Genomic DNA, 21305 nt, shown 5'->3' with positions numbered 1-21305 from the left:
TCGGTGGGTTGCCGGTGGGGTCCGGGCCGCCGGGTCCGGACCCGGGAGGCGGCGCTGTCGGCGGCGGCCCGCCGCCCTGCCGGGCCGTGTCCGGACGCCTCCGCAGAGCGGGCGCCGCCTCTTCCGGTGGACGCCCCCGGGAGCGCTACCGGTCCGTCCGCCCGTGGAGCGGCGGTCACGGGGTGAGTCACTCCCGCCGCTCCACGGTCCCCCTCGGTTCCCCCACCCCTAGGAGCTGTCCAACGGCCGCCCCGCATTCACCCGTCCGGACGGGCGCTCGGAGTGAACCGGGGGAGCGCAGGGGGGCGCGTTGGCCGAGTGATCTTTCCGCCCGATCATCCCCGCCCTACGGTCGGAGCCAGGGCACGGGGACGCCCGTAAGGCACGGCGGGGAGGTTCGATCATGGCGGGACGCGGAGGGCGCGGCGACCATGCCCTGGTCCGCGTCCACGACGAGGCCGGCCGCCCACGCGGCGCCGGCATCGTCGCCGACCACCACGGCACGGTCCTGACCAGCCACGAGACCGTCGAGGGCCTCGACCGGATCGTCCTGCACACCGCCACCGGACGGCACTGCCGGGTCGCCGCCGCCGACGCCGTCACCCTCCTGCCCGAGCTGGACCTGGCGATCGTGCGCACCGAGGGCCTCGACGCGGACCCGGCTGCGCTCACCGCGCGGGAGGCGATCACGGCCGGCGCCTACGTGCGCATCGCCGCCGACGGCTGGCGCGAGGCCCGCGTGCTCGGCACGACCGGCGCGACCTACACGGCGGGCGGCCGCAGCCACGCCCTCGACGGCGTCCTGGAGCTGGCGATCGGCACGGCCGGCCGGGACGCCCTGCGCAGGGGCGGCGGCGCGGCCGGAGGACCCGTCGTCGACGCCGCGACCGGCGCGGTCGTCGCCGTCCTGGCCACCGGCCTGCGCTGCGGCGACCGCGACACCGGGTTCGCCGTGCCGCTGCGCCGCGCCCCGGGCGCCGGCCCCCTCGCCGAACTGCTCGCCCGCAACGCCGCGACGGTGCCCGCCTACGGCGCCGACCTCAACCTCGCGGGCGTCCTCGAACTGACCGCCACCTCGGTCGGGCAGGACGGCCCGCCCGCCGGGGGAACGGAGCCCGTCGAGCGCGCGGACGTCGCACGCGAACTAACCGCGTTCACGGCCGGCCCGGCCGCCGTGCTCGGCCTCGTCGGCCCACCCGGCAGCGGCCGTACGACCGAACTCGCGGCCCTCGCCGACCGCCGCGCCCGCGGCGACCGGCCCGCCCCCACGCTCTGGCTGCGCGGCGCCGACCTCGCGGACGCCGACGCCTCGCTCGCCGACGCCGCCCGCCGGGCGCTCACCCGCGCGGCCCGCATCGTCGCCGCCTCCGCATCCGCCTGCCCCGACGACCTCGGCGACACCGGCCCTGAACGTCTCGCGACGCTCGCCCACGAGGCCGGCCGGCCCCTGCTGCTCCTGCTCGACTCGCCCGAGGAGATGCCCCCGCTCCTCGCCCACCGGCTCGCGGAGTGGACCGCGGGCACGGCCGCCTGGCTGACGGAAACGGGCGCGCGGCTGGTGGTGGCGTGCCGGGAGGAGTACTGGGAGGTCGCGGGCGCGCACTTCCCGGCGGGGACGCTGCACACCGCACGCCGCCCCGACGGCGGGGCCGGCGGACTGCCGCCCTGCCTCCGCCTCGGCGACCTGAACCCCGGCGAGGCCCGAGAGGCGCGCGCCCGCCTCGGCCTCCCGGAGGACGCCCTCACCGCCTCCGACGCCCGCCACCCCCTCGCCCTCCGCCTCCTCGCCGAGGTCCGCGCCGCCCTCCCCGACGCCCCCGCGGGCGCCGCCCGCCTCGACCGGCACGAGGTCTTCGCGGCCCACCTCGACCTGCTCTGCCTGCGCGTCGCCGTCCGGCTCGCCGCCGGCAACGGCCTGCGCGGCACCGCCGTACGACGGCTCGCGGCCAAGGTCGCCGGACAGGTCCACCAGGCCGCGCGGCGCAGCCTGGGCCCCGGCCACGGCGAACTCGACCGCGAGACGTTCGAGACGCTGTTCCCCTGGGGCCCCGCACCCGCGACCCTCGGCGGCGGCACCGGCTGGGCCTCCGCCGTGCTCGCCGAGGGCCTCCTCGTCCCCGCGGGCGGCGGCTACCGCTTCGCCCACGAGGAACTCGCCGACTGGCTCCACGGTACCCACCTCGACCTGGACGAGGCCCTGCGCACCCTCGTCCACGGCGGCGTCCCGCACCCGCTCCCCGTCCCGCACCACCGCATCGGCCCCGTCGTCCAGGCCCTGCTCCTCGTCGCCCGGCAGCACGGCACCCACCAACTCGCCTCCCGCCTTCTGGAGTTGCTCGGGGCCCTGGAGGCGGACCCGGACTCCTGGTGGGCCGCCCGCCTGCTCGCCGAGGTCCTGCGCCGGGTACCGGACGCCACACCGTACGTCGGAGTCCTGCGCCTGCTCGCCGACGCCCTGGCCGGCAGACTGCGCCAACGGGTCGCCCATGCACAGGACTTCGCCCCCGACTTCTGGACCGGCCTGCCCCTGCCCCGCGCCGAGCGCGTCGACCTGCTGCGCCGCCTGCTCCCGGCCGACCCGCCGCACCGCCTCCTGGCGGACGCACCACTCCGGATGCCCGCGGACGCACCGCACCGAGGGCTCGCCGACTCCCCGACGTGCGCCGGGGCATACCGCGCCCCCGCGGCCCGGCACCGAGGACATGCCGAGGGCCGGTACCTGGACGCGGCCGCACGTCTGCTCGTCGCCGACCCCGCCGCCGTACAGCCGCTGCTCACCCGCTGGTTCGACGACGACCGCCCGCTGCCCTCGGCGCCCGACGCGACCGTGGCGACGGCCGCGCAGGCACTGCTGCACACCCACCGGCACCGGGCCCCCGACGCCCTCACCGAGGCCCTCGCCGACAGCGGGCACCGGCGCGCCGACGAACTGCTCGCCGTCCTCGCCCAGGAGGAGCCCGCCGCCCTGTGCCGGGCCGTGGACCGGTGGGCGCACGACGAGCGCCCCGCGCGGCGGGCGGCAGCGGTGACGTACGGCCTGCGCGCCGCGGCGCACGCCCGCACCGAGACCGACCGCGACCTGCTCCAGCACGCCGCCTTCGCCGTGCTCGCCCGCCCCGCCGAGACCGGCCTGCACGGCGGCGCCCTCGGCATCCTCCTCCACGATCCCCACACCCGCGCCCGTCACCTCCCGCGCGCGCTGGAACGCCTCGTGGCCTGCGACCCCGGCCTCCCGCCCGAAGCAGCGGCCGCCGCCCTGGCCACGCACCCCGAACCCGTCCTCGACGCCTTCCGCACCCGGCTGGCCCGCCCCGACCCGCAGGCCGCGCTGCTCGCCCTCGCCGACGCCGCCATGCCCCCGCTCGCCCACAGGGTCGCCGCCCTGATCGCGGAGTGCGTGACGCAGCGCCCGGAGACCGCCGCCTGCGTCGCCCGCTGGGCCGACAGCCGCCCGGCGCAGGGCCCTGCGGCCCGCACGGCGGCATTCGCCCTGGTCACCGCCCTCAAGGACACAGGCCCGCCCGCACTACGGGCCGCGCTGTCCGACGTACTGCCCCGCTTCGGCGCTCCCGACGCCCGCGACGCCCCCGGTGAAACTCCGCCCACGACGGCCGGGTCGCGTGCACCGGGTCACAGCGACCATGCCGATGCGGGCCGCACCGTCCCGGCATGGCACTCTTAGACCTGCGTAAGAGGCAGACGGGCAAGTACCGGCTTGGGTTCGGAGGAGCGGTCACAGTGCAGCGCTGGCGTGGCTTGGAGGACATCCCCGAGGACTGGGGACGCAGCGTCGTCACCATCGGCTCCTACGACGGCGTCCACCGAGGGCACCAGCTGATCATCCGGCACGCGGTCGAACGCGCCCGCGAGCTGGGCGTACCCGCGGTCGTCGTGACCTTCGACCCGCACCCCAGCGAAGTGGTCCGCCCCGGCAGCCACCCGCCGCTGCTGGCCCCGCACCACCGCCGCTGCGAGCTGATGGCCGGGCTGGGCGTGGACGCGGTCCTGATCCTGCCGTTCACGGCGGAGTTCTCGAAGCTGTCGCCGGCCGATTTCGTGGTCAAGGTCCTCGTCGACAAGCTGCACGCCAAGGCGGTCGTCGAGGGCCCCAACTTCCGCTTCGGTCACAAGGCCGCGGGCAACGTCGCCTTCCTGGCCGAGCAGGGCGAGGTCTACGACTTCGACGTCGACGTCGTCGACCTGTACGTGTCGGGCGAGGCGGGGGGCGGCGAGCCGTTCTCCTCCACGCTGACCCGCCGCCTGGTGGCCGAGGGCGACGTGGCCGGCGCCGCCGAGATCCTGGGCCGCCCGCACCGCGTCGAGGGCGTGGTCGTCCGCGGCGCCCAGCGCGGTCGCGAACTGGGCTTCCCCACCGCCAACGTGGACACCCTCCCGCACACCGCGGTCCCGGCCGACGGCGTCTACGCCGGCTGGCTGCACGCCCAGGGCGAGGCGATGCCGGCCGCGATCTCCGTGGGCACCAACCCGCAGTTCGACGGCACCGAGCGCACGGTGGAGGCGTACGCCATCGACCGCGAAGGGCTGGAGCTGTACGGGCTCCATGTGGCCGTCGACTTCCTCGCGTTCGTGCGCGGGCAGGCGAAGTTCGCGTCGCTGGAGGAACTCCTGGAGCAGATGGCCGAGGACGTGAAGCAGTGCCGTGAGCTGATCGGGGCGGCGGAGCAGCCGTCGCCGTAGGCGCGTGGGCGGTACGAACGAGGAAGGCGGCCGGCACCCCTTGGGGGCGCCGGCCGCCTTCTGCGTGCCGTGGCGTTGCTGTGCAGCACGCCGTGCTGTGCTGTGCCGTCCTGTGCGGGCGGCTCGGCGATGGCTGCTGGTTACTGCTCCGGGGGCGAGGGCTGCTGTCCCGGCTGGTGGGGGTGTGGGGGCTGCTGAGGCGGCTGGGTCTGTTGGGGCTGCTGCGGGTAGGCGTAACCGCCCTGGGAGTAGGGCTGCTGGCCGGGCTGCTGCGAGTACGGCGGCTGGGGCTGGGCGTAGGGCTGGCCGGGCTGCTGCGGGGGGTAGGGGCCGGGCTGCTGGGGGGCGTAGGGCTGCTGCTGGGGCGGGTAGTGCTGCCGGCCGGGGGCCGGGGACTGGCCGGGGAGCGGCTGGCCCGGGAGCGGCGGCGCGGCGACCGGCGGCGGGTTGCCGTCGCTGGTCCACAGCCCGTGCATCTGCTGATGCCGTACGAAGTCCTCGGCGACCATGGCCGCGAGGTTGAAGTACGCCTCCCGCACCTTGGGCCGCATCATGTCGAGGTCGACCTCGGCGCCGGCGGCGAGATGCTCGTCGAAGGGGACGACGATCACGCCCCGGCAGCGCGTCTCGAAGTGCGCGACTATGTCCTCCACCTTGATCATCTTGCCGGTTTCCCGCACCCCGGAGATCACGGTGAGGGAGCGGGAGACCAGGTCGGCGTACCCGTGCGCGGAGAGCCAGTCCAGCGTGGTGCTGGCGCTGCTGGCGCCGTCCACCGAGGGCGTCGAGATGATGATGAGCTGGTCGGCGAGATCGAGCACGCCGCGCATGGCGCTGTAGAGCAGGCCGGTGCCCGAGTCGGTGAGGATGATCGGGTACTGCTTGCCCAGCACGTCGATCGCGCGCCGGTAGTCCTCGTCGTTGAACGTCGTGGACACGGCCGGGTCGACGTCGTTGGCGATGATCTCCAGGCCGGACGGGGCCTGGGAGGTGAACCGCCGGATGTCCATGTACGAGTTGAGGTACGGGATCGCCTGGACCAGGTCGCGGATGGTGGCCCCGGTCTCGCGGCGCACCCGGCGGCCGAGCGTGCCGGCGTCCGGGTTGGCGTCGATCGCGAGGATCTTGTCCTGCCGCTCGCTGGCGAGGGTGGAACCGAGGGCGGTGGTCGTCGTGGTCTTGCCGACGCCGCCCTTGAGGCTGATGACGGCGATGCGGTAGCAGGACAGCACGGGCGTGCGGATCAGCTCCAGCTTCCGCTGCCGCTCGGCCTCCTCCTTCTTCCCGCCGATCTTGAACCGGGAGGAGGAGGCGGTGGGGCGACCGCTCTTCGCCTTCTGCTTCTTGTTGTTGAGCAGCCGGTCGGAAGACAGCTCGACGGCGGCGGTGTAACCGAGCGGCGCGGCACCGGGGTTGGTGGGCTGCCGCTGGTCGTGCTGCATGGGCTGGGGCCAGGCGGTGCCCAGACGGGGGTCGATGGGGGGTTGCGCCTGGGGCTGCGGCTGGGGGTGCTGGTCCGGCTGCGGCTGCGGCTGCGGCTGTGTCGGGGGTTGCGGCTGGGCCTGCGTCGTGGGGGCGGGGGACTGCGGGAAGCCGTAGGCGCCGGGCTGCGCGGGGGCGCCCTGGTTGGGGAAGCCGTAACCGGGCTGGGGGCCGAGGGCGTTGTCGGGAATCTGCGGCGGTGCGGTGGTGGCTTCCGGCTGGGCGGGCTGCGCCTGCGGCGGGGTGGGGGCCGCTGCGCTGTGCTGCGGGAAGCCGTAACCGGGCTGGGGCGCAGGGGGGTTGGGGGTGGCATGCGGCGCCTGCTGGGCGGGGGCCGGTGCGCCGGGGTGGGGGAAGCCGTAACCGGGCTGCTGGGGCTGGGGCTGAGGGGAAGCCGGGGCGGGCGCCGGGGGCTGCGGGGTCCAGGCGGTCGGCGCGGGCTGTGGCGGCTGCGGTTGGAAGGGCGGTTGCTGCGGCTGCTGTTGGTGCGGCGGGTTCGCTGCACCGGCGTCGGGCCGGGCGTGTGGCTGCACGGGCCACTGGGCCGCCGGCGCGGGAGCCGCGGGCTGGTACGACGGCGGAAGCGGGGGCACCCCGGCCTGCGGAGCCGGCGGGGGAGTGACCGCGGGAAGCGCGTCCTGGGGCTCGGCGTCCTCGGGGACGCTGTCCTCGGGCACATCGTCCTGCGGCGTGGCGTCGGCGGGAACGGCGTCGGCGGGCTCGTCGCTCCCGGGCTCGTCCTCGGACGCCTCACCGGCGGCGGGCTGACCGGCGGCGGGCTCGGCGTCGGTGGGCTCGGCGTCCTCCTCCGGCTCCCCGCTCTCCAAGTCGGCGTCGGAAGACGGCTCGTCGTCCTCGGAGGCCACGACGGCATCCTCGCCGCCGTCCTCGTCCTCTTCTTCGGCGTCGTCGTACGAGTCCTCGCGCACCTCACCGCCGGCGGTGCCGCCAGCCGCCCGCTCGGCGATCTCCCGCTTCAGCGCGACGGCCGAGAACCGCATCGTGGCGCCGCTCTCCAGATCACCGTTCCCGGTGTCGGCCTCGACCTCCGTCTCGGCCCCCTTCGAAGGGTCCGCGTCGGTCTCCTCCACCGCCGTCTCCTCGGCAACCGGAGGCGCCCCGAACCCCTGCACCGGAATGCTCGGCACAGCCGCAGGGGACGTCGGCTCCTGCCGCTGGGGCTCGAAGCCGCTCCCCACCGGCAACTTCGGCACGGCGATGGGCGCCCCGGTGGGCGGCGCCGGCGGCGTGTACGGCGCCCCGGCAGCCGGAACCGGCGGAGTGAAAGGGGCCCCCGGCGCCGGCGCGGGGGCAGGTGGAGTGAACGGAGCGCCCGGAGCGGGCGCCGGCGGCGGAGGCGTGAAGGGAGCGCCGGGCGCGATCCGAGGAGCCGTCCCTGCCGTCCCCGCCGCCCCTTGCATCGAATGGGGCGGCGGCGTCAGCCCCGGCAGAAACTCCGGAGGCGCCAGCGGCGGGGAAGCCGCGGACGAACCGGAGGAACCAGTGGAACCGGACCGGCCGGCGGATGCCCCGCCGGAGTCACCGGAACCGGCATCAGAGCCGTAGTCCCCGTCAGAACCCGGCACATTGGCCGGATCCGGCGCATCCGCCGAACCCGACGCGTCGGCCGGACCCGACGAAGGCCCCGCCCCCGACGGACTCGATGCCCCGGACGAACCCGACGACCCGCCGGCCCCCGAACTCCCCGCCGCGTTCTGCGTGTACCAGGCAGGCGGCGCATAGTCGATGGTGAACTCGCCCGTCGCCTCGACGGCGGACTCCGCGTCGGGCTGGTCGTCGCCGGGCGTCGCCCAGCCCCCGCGGATCCCGTCCCGATCGCTGCTCACAGTTCCTCCTGGTGTGGTCGAGCACCCTCATGCCGTGCTGGGGCGACCGTATTGCCGTCGTACGAGTCAGTGGGAGTCAGTGGGTTGTTCCCCGGGTCACCCTGGAACACGCAACCCCCCGCCCAGCCTAATCAACGAGGCGAGGGACCCGCCGGGCGCGTTCCTCTTCGGTCAAGCCGGCCGCCGTGCCACCCCGGGCAGCCCGGCCTCCGCATCCGTGGGCCGGGTCAGCACGTACTGCCGATCGCGTGCGCGCACCACAGGGTCACCCCGTCGGCGAGCGTGGGCAAGGGTTCGTACTCGGCGGACGGCAGGCGGCAGGCGGCGGACGCGAGCACACCGCCCATTGACCGCCGCCCTTCCGGGGCCGCTTCCTGGAAACGCCGAGGGCTTCGTCCTGCTGACCCCCGCTCCCCTGGTCCTCGCCTTGTTCGACGTCCACGCCTCGGCGCGCTCCACGACCGGCAACCGGACCGCCGCCCACCGGAGCTGACCCCCCGGTCACCTTCCTCCGGCCCAACAGGCATAGTGGGGGCGCGTTTTGCCTGCCCGACGGCGCCCGCCCCGGCACCCGCCCCCCCCCGCGACGCCACCAACGCACCCGCCCCCGCGACGCCACCAACGCACCAGCGCACCGATGCGCCGGCGCACCACAACGCCCCCAACGGCCCGGAGAAAAGGACCCTTTCGCGTGAGCTTCGGCCCACCCCCCTCCGTCTACACCCAGTCCGCCCTCACCGCCGAGACCCGGCAGAAGAAGCGCCGAACGAAGCGACTGTTCGGCGGCCTCGTCGCGGTCGCCCTCGTCGCGGCGCTCGGCGTCGGCGGCGCCCTCCTGCTCGCCCCCGACGAGGACGGCGAGCGCACCGCGGCCGAGGACGCCACGCCGACCGCGAAGCAGGGCAGGCTGGACGTCAGGGAAACGGTCGAGCGGCGGCCGGCCAGCGACCGGGGCGCCATGGCCGTACGGTTCTCCGTCGACGACATGAGCCCCGGCGAGCGGTACGAGATGCCGGGCCTGTGGGCCACCGACAAGATCCTCGCCAAGGGCATCAACCGCACCCTCGTCGGCATCGGGATCGGCACCGACGCCGCACCCGGCGAAGAGGCGTGGAAACTCCCCCTCGACGGACCGATCTGCGGCAAGACCCGGCACGTCACCGGCGAGAACCGCACGGCCGTGCTGTTCCGCGAGAGCCGGAGCGAGGACGCGCACTGCAACCGCGTCGCCTTCGTCGACCTCGACGACGGCACCAAGGTGTGGCAGGCGGAAATACCCGTCGCCGGCCAGAGCGACGACGCTCCCGCCAACGCCGCCGTCCAGCGGGATCCCGGCGTCACGCTGATCTCCGGCACCGTCGCGGTGACCTGGGGCGGCGGCACGGACGCGTACAGCATGGACACCGGCAAGCGGCGCTGGCGCGTGGAGGGCGAGGACGCGGGCGCGTGCGGGTCGGACGGCGCGGGCGGCGGCCCCGCCCTGCTCGTGCGGTACTCCTGCCCGGACCCCGACGCGCCGCTCGGTTCGTCCGAGGCGCTGACGTACAAGATCCGCGCCCTCGACCCGGAGACCGGCGCGACCCGGTGGACGTACGAACCCGCCAAGGGCGTCCGCGACGTCCGGATCGTCTCCACCGACCCGGTCGCCCTCGCCACCGCCGCCGGCGACGTCGGCATCACCGAGATCCTCTCCCTGGACGGTGACGGCAAGCGCCGCGCCACCGTCCGCCTGGAGAACGGCGCGTACGTCGCCGAGTGCGCCGACGAGGTCGACCACGTGGCCGCCGACGACTGCCCCACCATCGTCGCCGGCGCCGGCCAGGTGTTCCTCACCAGCAAGGAGCAGGGCGACCTCGTCAACAACGCCAACTGGGTCGTCGGCTTCGACCTGGCGACCGGCAGGACCGTCAAGAAGTTCGAATCCGGCCGCAACTCCCTGCTCCGCCCGCTGCGCATGAGCGGCGATCGCCTCCTCGCCCTGCGCGAGAGCAGCGACCACATCACGCCCATGGGCCTGGTCGCCCTGGATCCGAAGACCGGGGCGGAGACCCCGTACCTCTACTTCGACCTGCCCTCCGAGGCGTGGAACCTCACCTCGGTGACCCTGGCCGACGCCGTCGTCCAGAACGGACGGATCTTCTTCGGCGCGAAGGCCGCGGACGGGCCGTCCGAGGAGGACGGCAAGGCGTGGACCTGGCTCGCCCTCGGCATCGAGAGCGACGTCCCGCGGAAGAAGTAGCCGCCGGCGCCGCATCCAGCCGGACGGGGCCCCTCGGCCGCCGGGGTGCCAACAACCGCCGACCACGCGGGGCTCCCGCTCCCCTGCCGACCACCGGGGGTCCCGCCCCCGTCGGCTACTGGGCCTCCAGCCCTCCGTTGTGCGGCGCCGGCTCCAGGTCGAACTCGCCGTCCCGCGCGCCCAGCACGAAGGCGCGCCACTCCGCCTCCGTGTACCGCAGCACGGTGCCGGGGTCGAGCGACGAGCGCATGGCCACGGCGCCGCCGGGCAGGTAGGCGATCTCCACCCGCTCCTCGTGCTCCTCCGTGCCCGGCGCGCAGTGCCATTCGACACCCGAGATGTCGAGCGCGTAGAGCTCGTCCCGCTCCCGCTCCTTGCGCGCCTTCATCTCCGCTTCCGTCTCCGCCATGCCGCAGCGACCCCTTCCCGACGTTGCGCTCCGTGCGTGCCCACGACGAACGGCTCGAGCAGCCTCGGACACCACGAGCGCTCCCATGGACGCGATGAACGGGGCTCACCCTAGTGGCCGCGTGCGGCTCCATCGAGCGGTTACCGGGCCGCGGTCGGGACGTCCGCCACCTGCTGGTACCCTGAGTGACGGCCGTTTGTGTACGCACCCCCGGAGCGCCGCTCTGGAGGCCGCGCCCAGCGGATCCCCGCCTCCCGAGTAACGGAAGCTCCCCCGCGATGCAGACCGGGGGCACTCGGTGGCCCGTCTCAGACCATGAGGAGTACGCGTGTCGCTCGACGCCGCAGTGAAGAAGCAGATCATCTCCGAGTTCGGTACCAAGGAGGGCGACACCGGCTCCCCCGAGGTCCAGGTGGCCCTGCTGTCCCGTCGGATCTCCGACCTGACGGAGCACCTCAAGACCCACAAGCACGACCACCACTCCCGTCGTGGTCTGCTGATCCTGGTCGGCCAGCGCCGCCGGCTGCTGCAGTACCTCGCCAAGAAGGACATCCAGCGCTTCCGTGCGCTGGTCGACCGCCTCGGCATCCGCCGCGGTGCGGCGGGCGCCAAGTAAGACGCCGCGAAGGGAGCGGTTCCCAACGATCGGGGACCGCTCCCTTTGCTGTACGTGCGCACTGTCACCGCCCCTTTGTAGTGTGGTAGCACAACGCACGACCCAGCACGACGCACGACCCAGTACAGAGCACGACCCAGTACAGAGCACGACGCACGACCACAACGCACGACACAACGTGATGAGGCCCGCCCCACGGGGGTACGCCTACATCACGTACACCGAATGAGGAGAAGCGCACCTCGCCGCCGCCGGTCCTCGGTAGTGGCCCCCGGGGGGAAGCGAGCCCCGGGTGCTTCGATCGAAGACCGGCCCGCACCAGACGGAGCGCTTCTCCGCAACCGTCCCCCGGCCACACGGGCACGGAGGGACGAAGACGAGGAGAAAACACTAGTGGAGAACGAGACCCACTACGCCGAGGCCGTCATCGACAACGGCGCGTTCGGCACCCGCACCATCCGCTTCGAGACGGGCCGCCTGGCCAAGCAGGCCGCAGGCTCCGCCGTGGCCTACCTGGACGACGACACCATGGTGCTGTCGGCCACCACCGCCTCCAAGAACCCCAAGGACCAGCTCGACTTCTTCCCCCTGACGGTGGACGTCGAGGAGCGGATGTACGCCGCCGGCAAGATCCCCGGCAGCTTCTTCCGCCGCGAGGGCCGGCCCTCCGAGGACGCCATCCTCACCTGCCGCCTCATCGACCGCCCGCTGCGCCCGTCCTTCAAGAAGGGCCTGCGCAACGAGATCCAGGTCGTCGCGACGATCATGGCGCTCAACCCCGACCACCTGTACGACGTCGTGGCGATCAACGCCGCCTCCGCGTCCACTCAGCTGGCCGGCCTGCCCTTCTCCGGCCCGATCGGCGGCGTCCGCGTCGCGCTGATCCGCGGCCAGTGGGTGGCGTTCCCGACGCACACCGAGCTGGAGGACGCCGTCTTCGACATGGTGGTCGCGGGCCGCGTCCTGGAGGACGGCGACGTCGCGATCATGATGGTCGAGGCCGAGGCCACCGAGAAGACCATCAAGCTCGTCGAGGGCGGCGCCGAGGCCCCCACCGAGGAGGTCGTCGCCGCCGGTCTCGAGGCCGCGAAGCCCTACATCAAGGTCCTCTGCAAGGCCCAGTCGGACCTCGCCGCCAAGGCCGCCAAGCCGACCGCCGAGTTCCCGATCTTCCTGGACTACCAGGACGACGTGCTCGAGGCGCTCACCGCCGCCGTCAAGCCCGAGCTGGCCCAGGCGCTCACCATCGCCGGCAAGCAGGAGCGCGAGGCCGAGCTGGACCGCGTCAAGACCCTCGCCGCCGAGAAGCTCCTGCCGGAGTTCGAGGGCCGCGAGAAGGAGATCTCCGCCGCGTACCGCTCGCTCACCAAGCAGCTGGTCCGCGAGCGCGTGATCAAGGAGAAGAAGCGCATCGACGGCCGCGGGCTGACGGACATCCGCACCCTGGCCGCCGAGGTCGAGGCCATCCCGCGGGTTCACGGATCCGCCGTGTTCGAGCGTGGCGAGACCCAGATCCTGGGCGTCACCACCCTCAACATGCTCCGCATGGAGCAGCAGCTGGACACCCTCTCCCCGGTGACCCGCAAGCGCTACATGCACAACTACAACTTCCCGCCGTACTCCACCGGCGAGACCGGCCGCGTCGGCTCCCCGAAGCGCCGCGAGATCGGCCACGGCGCCCTCGCCGAGCGCGCCCTGATCCCGGTCCTGCCGACGCGCGAGGAGTTCCCCTACGCGATCCGCCAGGTGTCCGAGGCGCTCAGCTCCAACGGCTCGACGTCCATGGGCTCGGTCTGCGCCTCCACCATGTCGCTGCTGAACGCCGGTGTGCCGCTGAAGGCCCCCGTCGCCGGCATCGCCATGGGCCTGATCTCCCAGGAGATCGAGGGCGAGACGCACTACGTCACCCTCACCGACATCCTCGGTGCCGAGGACGCCTTCGGCGACATGGACTTCAAGGTCGCCGGCACCAAGGACTTCGTGACCGCCCTCCAGCTCGACACCAAGCTGGACGGCATCCCCGCCTCCGTCCTGGCCGCGGCCCTCAAGCAGGCCCGCGACGCCCGCCTCCACATCCTCGACGTGATGATGGAAGCGATCGACACCCCGGACGAGATGTCCCCCAACGCACCGCGGATCATCACCGTCAAGATCCCGGTCGACAAGATCGGCGAGGTCATCGGCCCCAAGGGCAAGATGATCAACCAGATCCAGGAGGACACCGGCGCCGAGATCACCATCGAGGACGACGGCACGATCTACATCGGCGCCGCCGACGGCCCCTCCGCCGAGGCCGCCCGCGCCACGATCAACGGCATCGCCAACCCGACGATGCCCGAGGTCGGCGAGCGCTATCTCGGTACGGTCGTGAAGACGACGACGTTCGGCGCGTTCGTCTCCCTGCTCCCCGGCAAGGACGGCCTGCTGCACATCTCGCAGATCCGCAAGCTGGCCGGCGGCAAGCGCGTGGAGAACGTCGAGGACGTCCTCGGCGTGGGCGCCAAGGTCCAGGTCGAGATCGCCGAGATCGACTCCCGCGGCAAGCTCTCCCTCATCCCCGTGATCGAGGGCGAAGACGCCGCCGACGACCAGAAGGACGACGCCGACCAGTGACGTCCCGCAGCTCCACGGCGACGGCCCGCCCCTCCTCGGAGGCGCGGGCCGTCGCCCGTACCCAAACCCTCATCAAGGGGACGAACGGCATCGGCACCGTCCGCAAGACAACCCTCCCGGGCGGCCTGCGCGTCGTCACCGAGACCCTGCCCTCCGTGCGCTCCGCCACCTTCGGCATCTGGGCGCACGTCGGCTCCCGCGACGAGACGCCGTCGCTCAACGGCGCCACGCACTACCTGGAACACCTCCTCTTCAAGGGCACCGACCGCCGCTCCGCCCTGGACATCTCCTCCGCCATCGACGCGGTCGGCGGCGAGATGAACGCCTTCACGGCCAAGGAGTACACGTGCTACTACGCGCGCGTGCTCGACGCCGACCTGCCGCTCGCCATAGACGTGGTCTGCGACATGCTGACCGGCTCGCTGATCCGCGAGGACGACGTCGACGTCGAGCGCGGCGCCATCCTCGAAGAGATCGCCATGACGGAGGACGACCCCGGCGACTGCGTGCACGACCTGTTCGCGCACACCATGTTCGGCGACAACCCGCTCGGCCGCCCGGTCCTCGGCACCGTCGACACGGTCAACGCCCTCACCGCCGACCGCATCCGCCGCTTCTACAAGAAGCACTACGACCCCACCCACCTGGTCGTCGCCTGCGCCGGCAACATCGACCACAACAAGGTCGTACGGCAGGTCCGCGCAGCCTTCGAGAAGGCCGGCGCCCTCACCGACCCGAGCGCCGTGCCCGTCGCCCCGCGCGGCGGCCGGCGCGCCCTGCGCACCGCCGGCCGGGTGGAACTGGTCGGCCGCAAGACCGAGCAGGCCCACGTCGTCCTCGGCATGCCCGGCCTCGCCCGCACCGACGAGCGCCGCTGGGCCCTCGGCGTGCTCAACACCGCCCTCGGCGGCGGCATGTCCTCCCGGCTCTTCCAGGAGGTCCGGGAGAAGCGCGGGCTGGCGTACAGCGTGTACTCGTACACCTCCGGCTTCGCCGACTGCGGGCTGTTCGGCGTCTACGCCGGCTGCCGGCCGTCGCAGGTCCACGACGTGCTCCGGATCTGCCGCGACGAACTCGACCACGTCGCCGAGCACGGACTGTCCGACGACGAGATCGGCCGCGCCATCGGCCAGCTCCGCGGCTCCACCGTCCTCGGCCTGGAGGACACCGGCGCGCTGATGAACCGTATCGGCAAGAGCGAGCTGTGCTGGGGCGAGCAGATGTCCGTCGACGACATGCTGGCCCGGATAGCCTCGGTCACCCCGGACGACGTCCGCGCGGTCGCCCGCGACATCCTGGGACACCGGCCCTCCCTGTCGGTCATCGGCCCCCTCAAGGACAAGCAGGCCGCCCGGCTGCACGACGCCGTCGCATGACCGTGACGCCGTCGGTCCAACCCACCCGGTAAGGAAGCAACGAACATGAGCAAGCTGCGCGTGGCGGTCCTCGGCGCCCAGGGCCGCATCGGCTCCGAGGCGGTACGGGCGGTCGAGGCCGCCGACGACATGGAGCTGGTCGCCGCCCTCGGCCGGGGCGACAAGCTGGAGACCCTCGCCGAGAACGGCGCCCAGGTCGCCGTCGAGCTGACCACCCCGGCCTCGGTCATGGGCAACCTCGACTTCTGCGTACGGCACGGCATCCACGCCGTCGTCGGCACCACGGGGTGGACCGACGAGCGCCTCGCGCAGCTGGAGGGCTGGCTGGCCCAGTCCCCGGAGACGGGCGTGCTCATCGCGCCCAACTTCTCCATCGGGGCCGTGCTCACCATGCGGTTCGCGCAGCTCGCCGCGCCCTACTTCGAGTCCGTCGAGGTCGTCGAACTGCACCACCCGAACAAGGTCGACGCCCCCAGCGGCACCGCCACCCGCACCGCCCAGCTCATCGCCGCCGCCCGCCGCGAGGCCGGCACGGCGCCGGCGCCGGACGCCACGGTGACGGCCCTGGACGGAGCGCGCGGCGCGAACGTCGACGGGGTCCCGGTGCACGCGGTGCGCCTGCGCGGGCTCCTCGCGCACCAAGAGGTCCTGCTGGGCGGCGAGGGCGAGACCCTGACCGTCCGGCACGACTCGCTGCACCACAGCAGCTTCATGCCGGGCATCCTGCTGGGCGCGCGCCGCGTGGTGACGACCCCGGGCCTGACCTTCGGCCTGGAACACTTCCTGGACCTGGGCTGACACCGTCATGCGCGCCAAGCTCACCTACGCCCTCACGGCCGCCGTCCTGGTCTTCTATTTCCTCCTGGTCGGCAGCCGAGGCATCCTGCTCATCGAGGCCGGCACCCCGCTGACGGTCGCCCTCGGCGTCTCGGTGCTGATCCTGCCGGCGATCGGCCTGTGGTTCCTGTGGAAGAACACCCAGTTCGTCCGCAGGGCCAACCGTCTCGCCGCGGAGCTGGAGGCGGAGGGCGGCCTGCCCGTCGACGAGCTGAAGCGCCTGCCCAGCGGCCGGATCGACCGCGAGTCGGCAGACGAGGTCTTCGCCCGCCGCAAGGCCGAGACGGAGGCGGCCCCGGACGACTGGCGCACCTGGTTCCGGCTCGCCGTCGCCTACCACGACGCCCGCGACACCCCGCGCGCCCGCAAGGCGATGCAGCGGGCGATCGCCCTGCACGACGGCAGGGAGCCCGCCGACGCGTGACGCACGAGAGGGGCCGGTCCACGGACCGGCCCCTCTCGTGTCGCCGTCGACCGGCTCAGCCCTGCCGCCGGTACTCCTCGGCCCACGCCTCCACCGAGTCCGCCGCCCGGTCGAACGCCCCGGGCCGCGCCAGGAAATCCGCGTTATGAGTGGTCAGCAGCATGGTGGTGTCCTGCCCCCGTACGTGGATCAGCGCCTGCCCCTGCACCGCGCGGGGCAGCCCCAGCCAGCGCACCGGCTGCTGCACCGTGCGCACCGAGCCGACCCGCTGCCACGGCGCCGTGCGCGTGCTCAGGAAACGCACCTGACGCAGCCCGGCCGCGCTCACCCACACGCCCATCCGCAGCAGCCGCAGGGCGCACACGATGGCCAGGAGCGCGATCCCGAACACCACACCGGCGGACGACACGGTCCCGGTCAGCGCGATGATCACTGCGGCGAACAGCACGTAGGAGGCGAGCAGCAGACAGATCGCGGCGGCGCCCACCCGCCAGGGACCCGGGCGGTAGGGCCGCCGCCAGCGGTCACGGTCGTCGAACGGCAGCGCGACGTCGTCCGCCGCGTCGAAGGCTCGGTCGGCCGTCAGGAAAGGCAGGGGCACGGCGGGTCCTCACTCAATCCACGCATGGGCTGTGCCCGGTGAGGCTACCGAGCCCCGCCCCGGCTCACCACCCTCGGGGGTCCGTCCGGGTTCGCCCCGCTCACCGCTCAATGGACGCCCGGGCACGCCGGGCCCGCCGCTGGGCGCGTCAGCTCCGGGCGGGGGCGACTGCGTCGCACGCTCGCCCAACCGCAGGGGTGGTCGGGTCGCGCGAGGGCGGGGACGTAGAGTGACGTCCGACCGACGAGATGGGAAGGACCCTCCGAACCGTGACCCCCACCCCCGACGAGTTCAAGATCGAGCTCCGCAGCGACGTCTCCGTCGAGCTGGTCAAGCACGCCGCGTCCGACACCGACGTACTGTTCGCGGCCCGGGTCTCCACCGTCGGAGAGCAGTCCCTGGACGAGCTGAAGAAGGACCCGGAACGTTCCAAGGGCCTGATCAATTACCTGATGCGGGACCGGCACGGCAGCCCCTTCGAGCACAACTCGATGACCTTCCTCATCAGCGCCCCGATCTTCGTGTTCCGCGAGTTCATGCGGCACCGCGTCGGCTGGTCCTACAACGAGGAGTCGGGCCGCTACCGGGAGCTCCAGCCGGTTTTCTACGTGCCGGACCCCTCCCGCAAGCTCGTCCAGCAGGGCCGCCCCGGCAAGTACGTCTTCGTCGAGGGCAGCGAGGAGCAGCACGAGCTGGTCACCCGCACGATGGAGGACTCCTACCGCCAGGCCTACGCGGCCTACCAGGAGATGCTCACGGCCGGGGTCGCCCGCGAGGTCGCCCGCTCGGTCCTTCCCGTCGGCCTGTACTCGTCGATGTACGCCACCTGCAACGCCCGTTCGCTGATGCACTTCCTCGGTCTGCGCACCCAGCACGAGCTGGCCAAGGTGCCGTCCTTCCCGCAGCGCGAGATCGAGATGGTCGGCGAACGGATGGAGGCCGAGTGGGCCGGGCTCATGCCGCTCACCCACGCCGCCTTCAACGCCAACGGCCGCGTGGCGCCGTAGCGCACGCCGGGCCGACGAAGTGTCCGTATTGCGGCATTTGTAGAAGTTCATCTAGCCTGATCAAACGGACCCGGCACTGCTTGAACCCCCGAGCAGGCAGTGCCGGGCTCCGCATATGTCAGGACTTTCCCCGCACCCCGAGGGAAGACCAGGCCCTGAGCAACGAGTAGCGTGTAACCCATGGCTCCGACCTCCACTCCGCAGACCCCCTTCGGGCGGGTCCTCACCGCCATGGTCACGCCCTTCACGGCGGACGGCGCACTCGACCTCGACGGCGCGCAGCGGCTCGCCGCCCACCTGGTGGACGCAGGCAACGACGGCCTGATCGTCAACGGAACCACCGGCGAGTCGCCCACCACCAGCGACGCGGAGAAATCGGACCTCGTACGAGCGGTCCTGGAGGCGGTCGGCGACCGGGCCCACGTCGTCGCCGGCGTCGGCACCAACGACACCCACCACAGCATCGAACTCGCCCGCGCCGCCGAACGCACCGGCGCGCACGGCCTGCTCGTCGTCACGCCGTACTACAACAAGCCCCCGCAGGAGGGTCTGTACCGGCACTTCACCGCCGTCGCCGACGCCACCGGCCTGCCGGTCATGCTGTACGACATCCCCGGGCGCAGCGGCGTGCCCATCAACACCGAGACGCTGGTCCGCCTGGCCGAGCACCCGCGGATCGTCGCCAACAAGGACGCCAAGGGCGACCTGGGCCGCGCGAGCTGGGCCATCGCGCAGTCGGGGCTCGCCTGGTACTCCGGCGACGACATGCTCAACCTACCGCTGCTCTCCGTCGGCGCGATCGGTTTCGTCTCCGTCGTCGGCCACGTCGTCACCCCCGAGCTGCGCCAGCTGATCGAGGCGTACACCACGGGCGACGTCCAGAAGGCCACCGAGATCCACCAGAAGCTGCTCCCGGTGTACACCGGCATGTTCCGCACCCAGGGCGTCATGACCACCAAGGCCGCGCTCGCCCTCCAGGGCCTGCCCGGCGGCCCGCTGCGCCTGCCCATGGTCGAACTGACGCCCCAGGAGGTCGAGCAACTCAAGATCGATCTTGCTGCGGGCGGGGTACAGCTCTGACATCGGACTTTCGCCCGACCGGGCGTGAACACTTCACAACTGAATACGCGGGCCACCGGTGTCCGCATCCATCACTGACAACTGCTCATGCACGAACGTCACGCGCGCCACGTGCCCACCGGTACGTGGCGCGCGTGGTGAGGAGAGTCTTTTGAGTCATCCGCATCCTGAACTCGGCCCGCCCCCGCCGCTCCCCGCAGGCGGCCTGCGGGTCACCCCGCTCGGCGGCCTCGGCGAGATCGGCCGAAACATGACGGTCTTCGAGTACGGCGGCCGCCTGCTGATCGTCGACTGCGGAGTGCTCTTCCCGGAGGAGGAGCAGCCCGGAATCGACCTGATCCTGCCGGACTTCACGTCCATCCGGGACCGCCTCGACGACATCGAGGGCATCGTCCTCACCCACGGCCACGAGGACCACATCGGGGGTGTCCCCTTCCTCCTCAAGGAGAAACAGGACATCCCGCTGATCGGCTCCAAGCTGACCCTCGCGCTCATCGAGGCGAAGCTCCAGGAGCACCGCATCCGCCCGTACACGCTCGAGGTCGCCGAGGGCCACCGCGAGCGCATCGGCCCCTTCGACTGCGAATTCGTCGCCGTCAACCACTCCATCCCGGACGCGCTGGCGGTCGCCATCCGCACCCCCGCCGGCATGGTCGTCCACACCGGCGACTTCAAGATGGACCAGCTGCCGCTGGACAACCGCCTCACGGACCTCCACGCCTTCGCACGGCTGAGCGAGGAAGGCATCGACCTTCTCCTCTCCGACTCCACGAACGCCGAGGTCCCCGGCTTCACGCCGCACGAGCGCGACATCTCCAACGTCCTGCGCCAGGTCTTCGGCAGCGCCCGCAAGCGGATCATCGTGGCGAGCTTCGCCAGTCACGTCCACCGCATCCAGCAGATTCTGGACGCGGCGCACGAGTACGGCCGGCGCGTGGCGTTCGTCGGCCGCTCCATGGTCCGCAACATGGGCATCGCCCGCGACCTGGGCTACCTCCGGGTCCCGCCCGGCCTGGTGGTGGACGTCAGAACCCTCGACGACCTGCCCGACCACGAGGTGGTCCTGGTCTGCACGGGCTCCCAGGGCGAGCCCATGGCGGCACTGTCGCGGATGGCCAACCGGGATCACCAGATCCGTATCGTCTCCGGCGACACCGTGATCCTCGCGTCGTCCCTGATCCCCGGCAATGAGAACGCGGTCTACCGCGTGATCAACGGCCTGACCCGCTGGGGCGCCAACGTCATCCACAAAGGCAACGCCAAAGTCCACGTCTCCGGTCACGCCTCGGCGGGCGAGCTGCTGTACTTCTACAACATCTGCCGGCCGCGCAACCTGATGCCGGTCCACGGAGAGTGGCGCCACCTGCGGGCCAACGCCGAGCTGGGAGCCCTCACCGGCGTCCCGCACGACCGCATCGTGATCGCCGAGGACGGAGTCGCCGTCGACCTCGTCGAGGGCAGGGCGAAGATCTCCGGCAAGGTCCAGGCGGGCTATGTGTACGTCGACGGCCTCTCGGTCGGTGACGTCGGCGAGCCGGCGCTCAAGGACCGCAAGATCCTCGGCGAGGAGGGCATCATCTCGGTCTTCGTCGTCGTGGACTCGTCCACCGGCAAGATCACGGGCGGCCCGCACGTCCAGGCCCGCGGCTCCGGCATCGAGGACTCCGCCTTCGACGTGGTCCTGCCGAAGATCACGGAGACCCTGGAACGCTCGGCCCAGGACGGCGTGGTCGAACCTCACCAGCTGCAGCAGCTCATCCGCCGCACCCTGGGCAAGTGGGTCTCCGACACCTACCGTCGCAGGCCCATGATCCTCCCGGTGGTCGTGGAGGTCTGAGGTCCGACGGAGCGGGGCCCCTCGATTTGCATCGGGGCGCTCCGCTCCAGTACGTTTACGGCTCGCCTCGCAGGGAACCCGGGTGCCTCGTGCCCCGCCCGAGCGGGGTGGAATTCCGGCTCAGAACTTCTGATAAAGTCGGAGCCGCCGGAAAGGGAAACGCGGAAGCGGGAACCTGGAAAGCACCGAGGAAATCGGATCGAAAAGATCTGATAGAGTCGGAAACGCAAGACCGAAGG

At 72.6% G+C, this 21305-nt stretch carries 14 protein-coding genes; 11 read left to right on the top strand and 3 right to left on the bottom strand.

Translation table 11 applies throughout. The features are described 5' to 3' along the window. Positions 1-403: 403 nt before the first annotated feature. Together ABZY13_RS13135 and ABZY13_RS13130 are read left to right on the top strand one after the other, a co-directional pair. On the top strand, positions 404-3682 hold the full coding sequence (locus tag ABZY13_RS13135; RefSeq protein ID WP_356629905.1) for a trypsin-like peptidase domain-containing protein: 3279 nt from the start codon (positions 404-406) through the stop codon (positions 3680-3682). Positions 3683-3738: 56 nt separating this feature from the next. Beyond that, entirely contained in the window at positions 3739-4698 is a 960-nt protein-coding gene (locus ABZY13_RS13130; RefSeq protein WP_356629903.1) for a bifunctional riboflavin kinase/FAD synthetase, read from the top strand. Between the two features lie 140 nt (positions 4699-4838). Here ABZY13_RS13130 and ABZY13_RS13125 read toward each other — a convergent pair whose 3' ends face one another. Further along, positions 4839-8027 (bottom strand): SCO5717 family growth-regulating ATPase, encoded by a 3189-nt coding sequence (locus ABZY13_RS13125; RefSeq protein ID WP_356629901.1) that lies wholly within the window; start codon positions 8025-8027, stop codon positions 4839-4841. A 691-nt stretch (positions 8028-8718) separates the two neighbouring features. Between ABZY13_RS13125 and ABZY13_RS13120 the strand changes: the two genes are divergently transcribed. Then, a complete protein-coding gene (locus tag ABZY13_RS13120) occupies positions 8719-10266 on the top strand; it encodes a PQQ-binding-like beta-propeller repeat protein (protein WP_356629899.1) in 1548 nt (515 codons plus the stop codon). A 115-nt stretch (positions 10267-10381) separates the two neighbouring features. Here the strand turns inward: ABZY13_RS13120 and ABZY13_RS13115 are convergent, their stop codons facing one another. Beyond that, the gene (locus ABZY13_RS13115) at positions 10382-10675 is read right to left on the bottom strand and encodes a DUF397 domain-containing protein (RefSeq protein ID WP_356629897.1); all 294 of its coding nucleotides are present in this window, start codon (positions 10673-10675) and stop codon (positions 10382-10384) included. Positions 10676-11003: 328 nt separating this feature from the next. Here ABZY13_RS13115 and rpsO point away from each other — a divergent pair, with 328 nt between their 5' ends. From rpsO to ABZY13_RS13090, 5 genes are all read left to right on the top strand, one after another. Beyond that, a complete protein-coding gene (gene rpsO / locus ABZY13_RS13110) occupies positions 11004-11291 on the top strand; it encodes a 30S ribosomal protein S15 (RefSeq protein WP_004924725.1) in 288 nt (95 codons plus the stop codon). A gap of 393 nt (positions 11292-11684) precedes the next feature. Further along, the gene (locus ABZY13_RS13105) at positions 11685-13904 is read left to right on the top strand and encodes a polyribonucleotide nucleotidyltransferase (RefSeq protein ID WP_356629894.1); all 2220 of its coding nucleotides are present in this window, start codon (positions 11685-11687) and stop codon (positions 13902-13904) included. After that, on the top strand, positions 13901-15280 hold the full coding sequence (locus tag ABZY13_RS13100; RefSeq protein WP_356629892.1) for a pitrilysin family protein: 1380 nt from the start codon (positions 13901-13903) through the stop codon (positions 15278-15280). Before ABZY13_RS13105 ends, ABZY13_RS13100 begins: the two co-directional genes overlap by 4 nt. A gap of 45 nt (positions 15281-15325) precedes the next feature. Next, positions 15326-16078 (top strand): 4-hydroxy-tetrahydrodipicolinate reductase, encoded by a 753-nt coding sequence (gene dapB, locus ABZY13_RS13095; RefSeq protein WP_356629890.1) that lies wholly within the window; start codon positions 15326-15328, stop codon positions 16076-16078. A gap of 7 nt (positions 16079-16085) precedes the next feature. Continuing rightward, on the top strand, positions 16086-16541 hold the full coding sequence (locus ABZY13_RS13090) for a hypothetical protein (protein WP_356629888.1): 456 nt from the start codon (positions 16086-16088) through the stop codon (positions 16539-16541). Positions 16542-16596: 55 nt separating this feature from the next. Here ABZY13_RS13090 and ABZY13_RS13085 read toward each other — a convergent pair whose 3' ends face one another. After that, positions 16597-17142, bottom strand: a complete 546-nt coding sequence (locus ABZY13_RS13085; protein WP_356629886.1) for a hypothetical protein — start codon at positions 17140-17142, stop codon at positions 16597-16599. Between the two features lie 248 nt (positions 17143-17390). On the opposite strand from ABZY13_RS13085, the gene thyX reads away from it, so the two are divergent. From thyX to ABZY13_RS13070, 3 genes are all read left to right on the top strand, one after another. Beyond that, entirely contained in the window at positions 17391-18149 is a 759-nt protein-coding gene (gene thyX, locus ABZY13_RS13080; protein ID WP_356629884.1) for an FAD-dependent thymidylate synthase, read from the top strand. A gap of 180 nt (positions 18150-18329) precedes the next feature. Next, a complete protein-coding gene (dapA, locus tag ABZY13_RS13075) occupies positions 18330-19229 on the top strand; it encodes a 4-hydroxy-tetrahydrodipicolinate synthase (protein WP_356629882.1) in 900 nt (299 codons plus the stop codon). 151 nt (positions 19230-19380) lie between these two features. Then, on the top strand, positions 19381-21066 hold the full coding sequence (locus ABZY13_RS13070; RefSeq protein ID WP_356629880.1) for a ribonuclease J: 1686 nt from the start codon (positions 19381-19383) through the stop codon (positions 21064-21066). The last annotated feature ends 239 nt before the right edge of the window (positions 21067-21305 follow it).

It is taken from the genome of Streptomyces sp. NPDC006610 (genome assembly GCF_040611575.1).
Classification (GTDB): Bacteria; Actinomycetota; Actinomycetes; order Streptomycetales; family Streptomycetaceae; genus Streptomyces.
Note: the sequence above shows the minus strand (reverse complement) of the source record. Positions and strands in the feature narration are given on the sequence as shown.

Coding starts and splice junctions, on each gene's coding strand:
- ABZY13_RS13135 (WP_356629905.1), top strand. CDS start 404: ATGGCGGGACGCGGAGGGCGCGGCGACCATGCCCTGGTCCGCGTCCAC.
- ABZY13_RS13115 (WP_356629897.1), bottom strand. CDS start 10,675: ATGGCGGAGACGGAAGCGGAGATGAAGGCGCGCAAGGAGCGGGAGCGG.
- dapB (WP_356629890.1), top strand. CDS start 15,326: ATGAGCAAGCTGCGCGTGGCGGTCCTCGGCGCCCAGGGCCGCATCGGC.
- ABZY13_RS13090 (WP_356629888.1), top strand. CDS start 16,086: ATGCGCGCCAAGCTCACCTACGCCCTCACGGCCGCCGTCCTGGTCTTC.
- thyX (WP_356629884.1), top strand. CDS start 17,391: ATGGGAAGGACCCTCCGAACCGTGACCCCCACCCCCGACGAGTTCAAG.
- dapA (WP_356629882.1), top strand. CDS start 18,330: ATGGCTCCGACCTCCACTCCGCAGACCCCCTTCGGGCGGGTCCTCACC.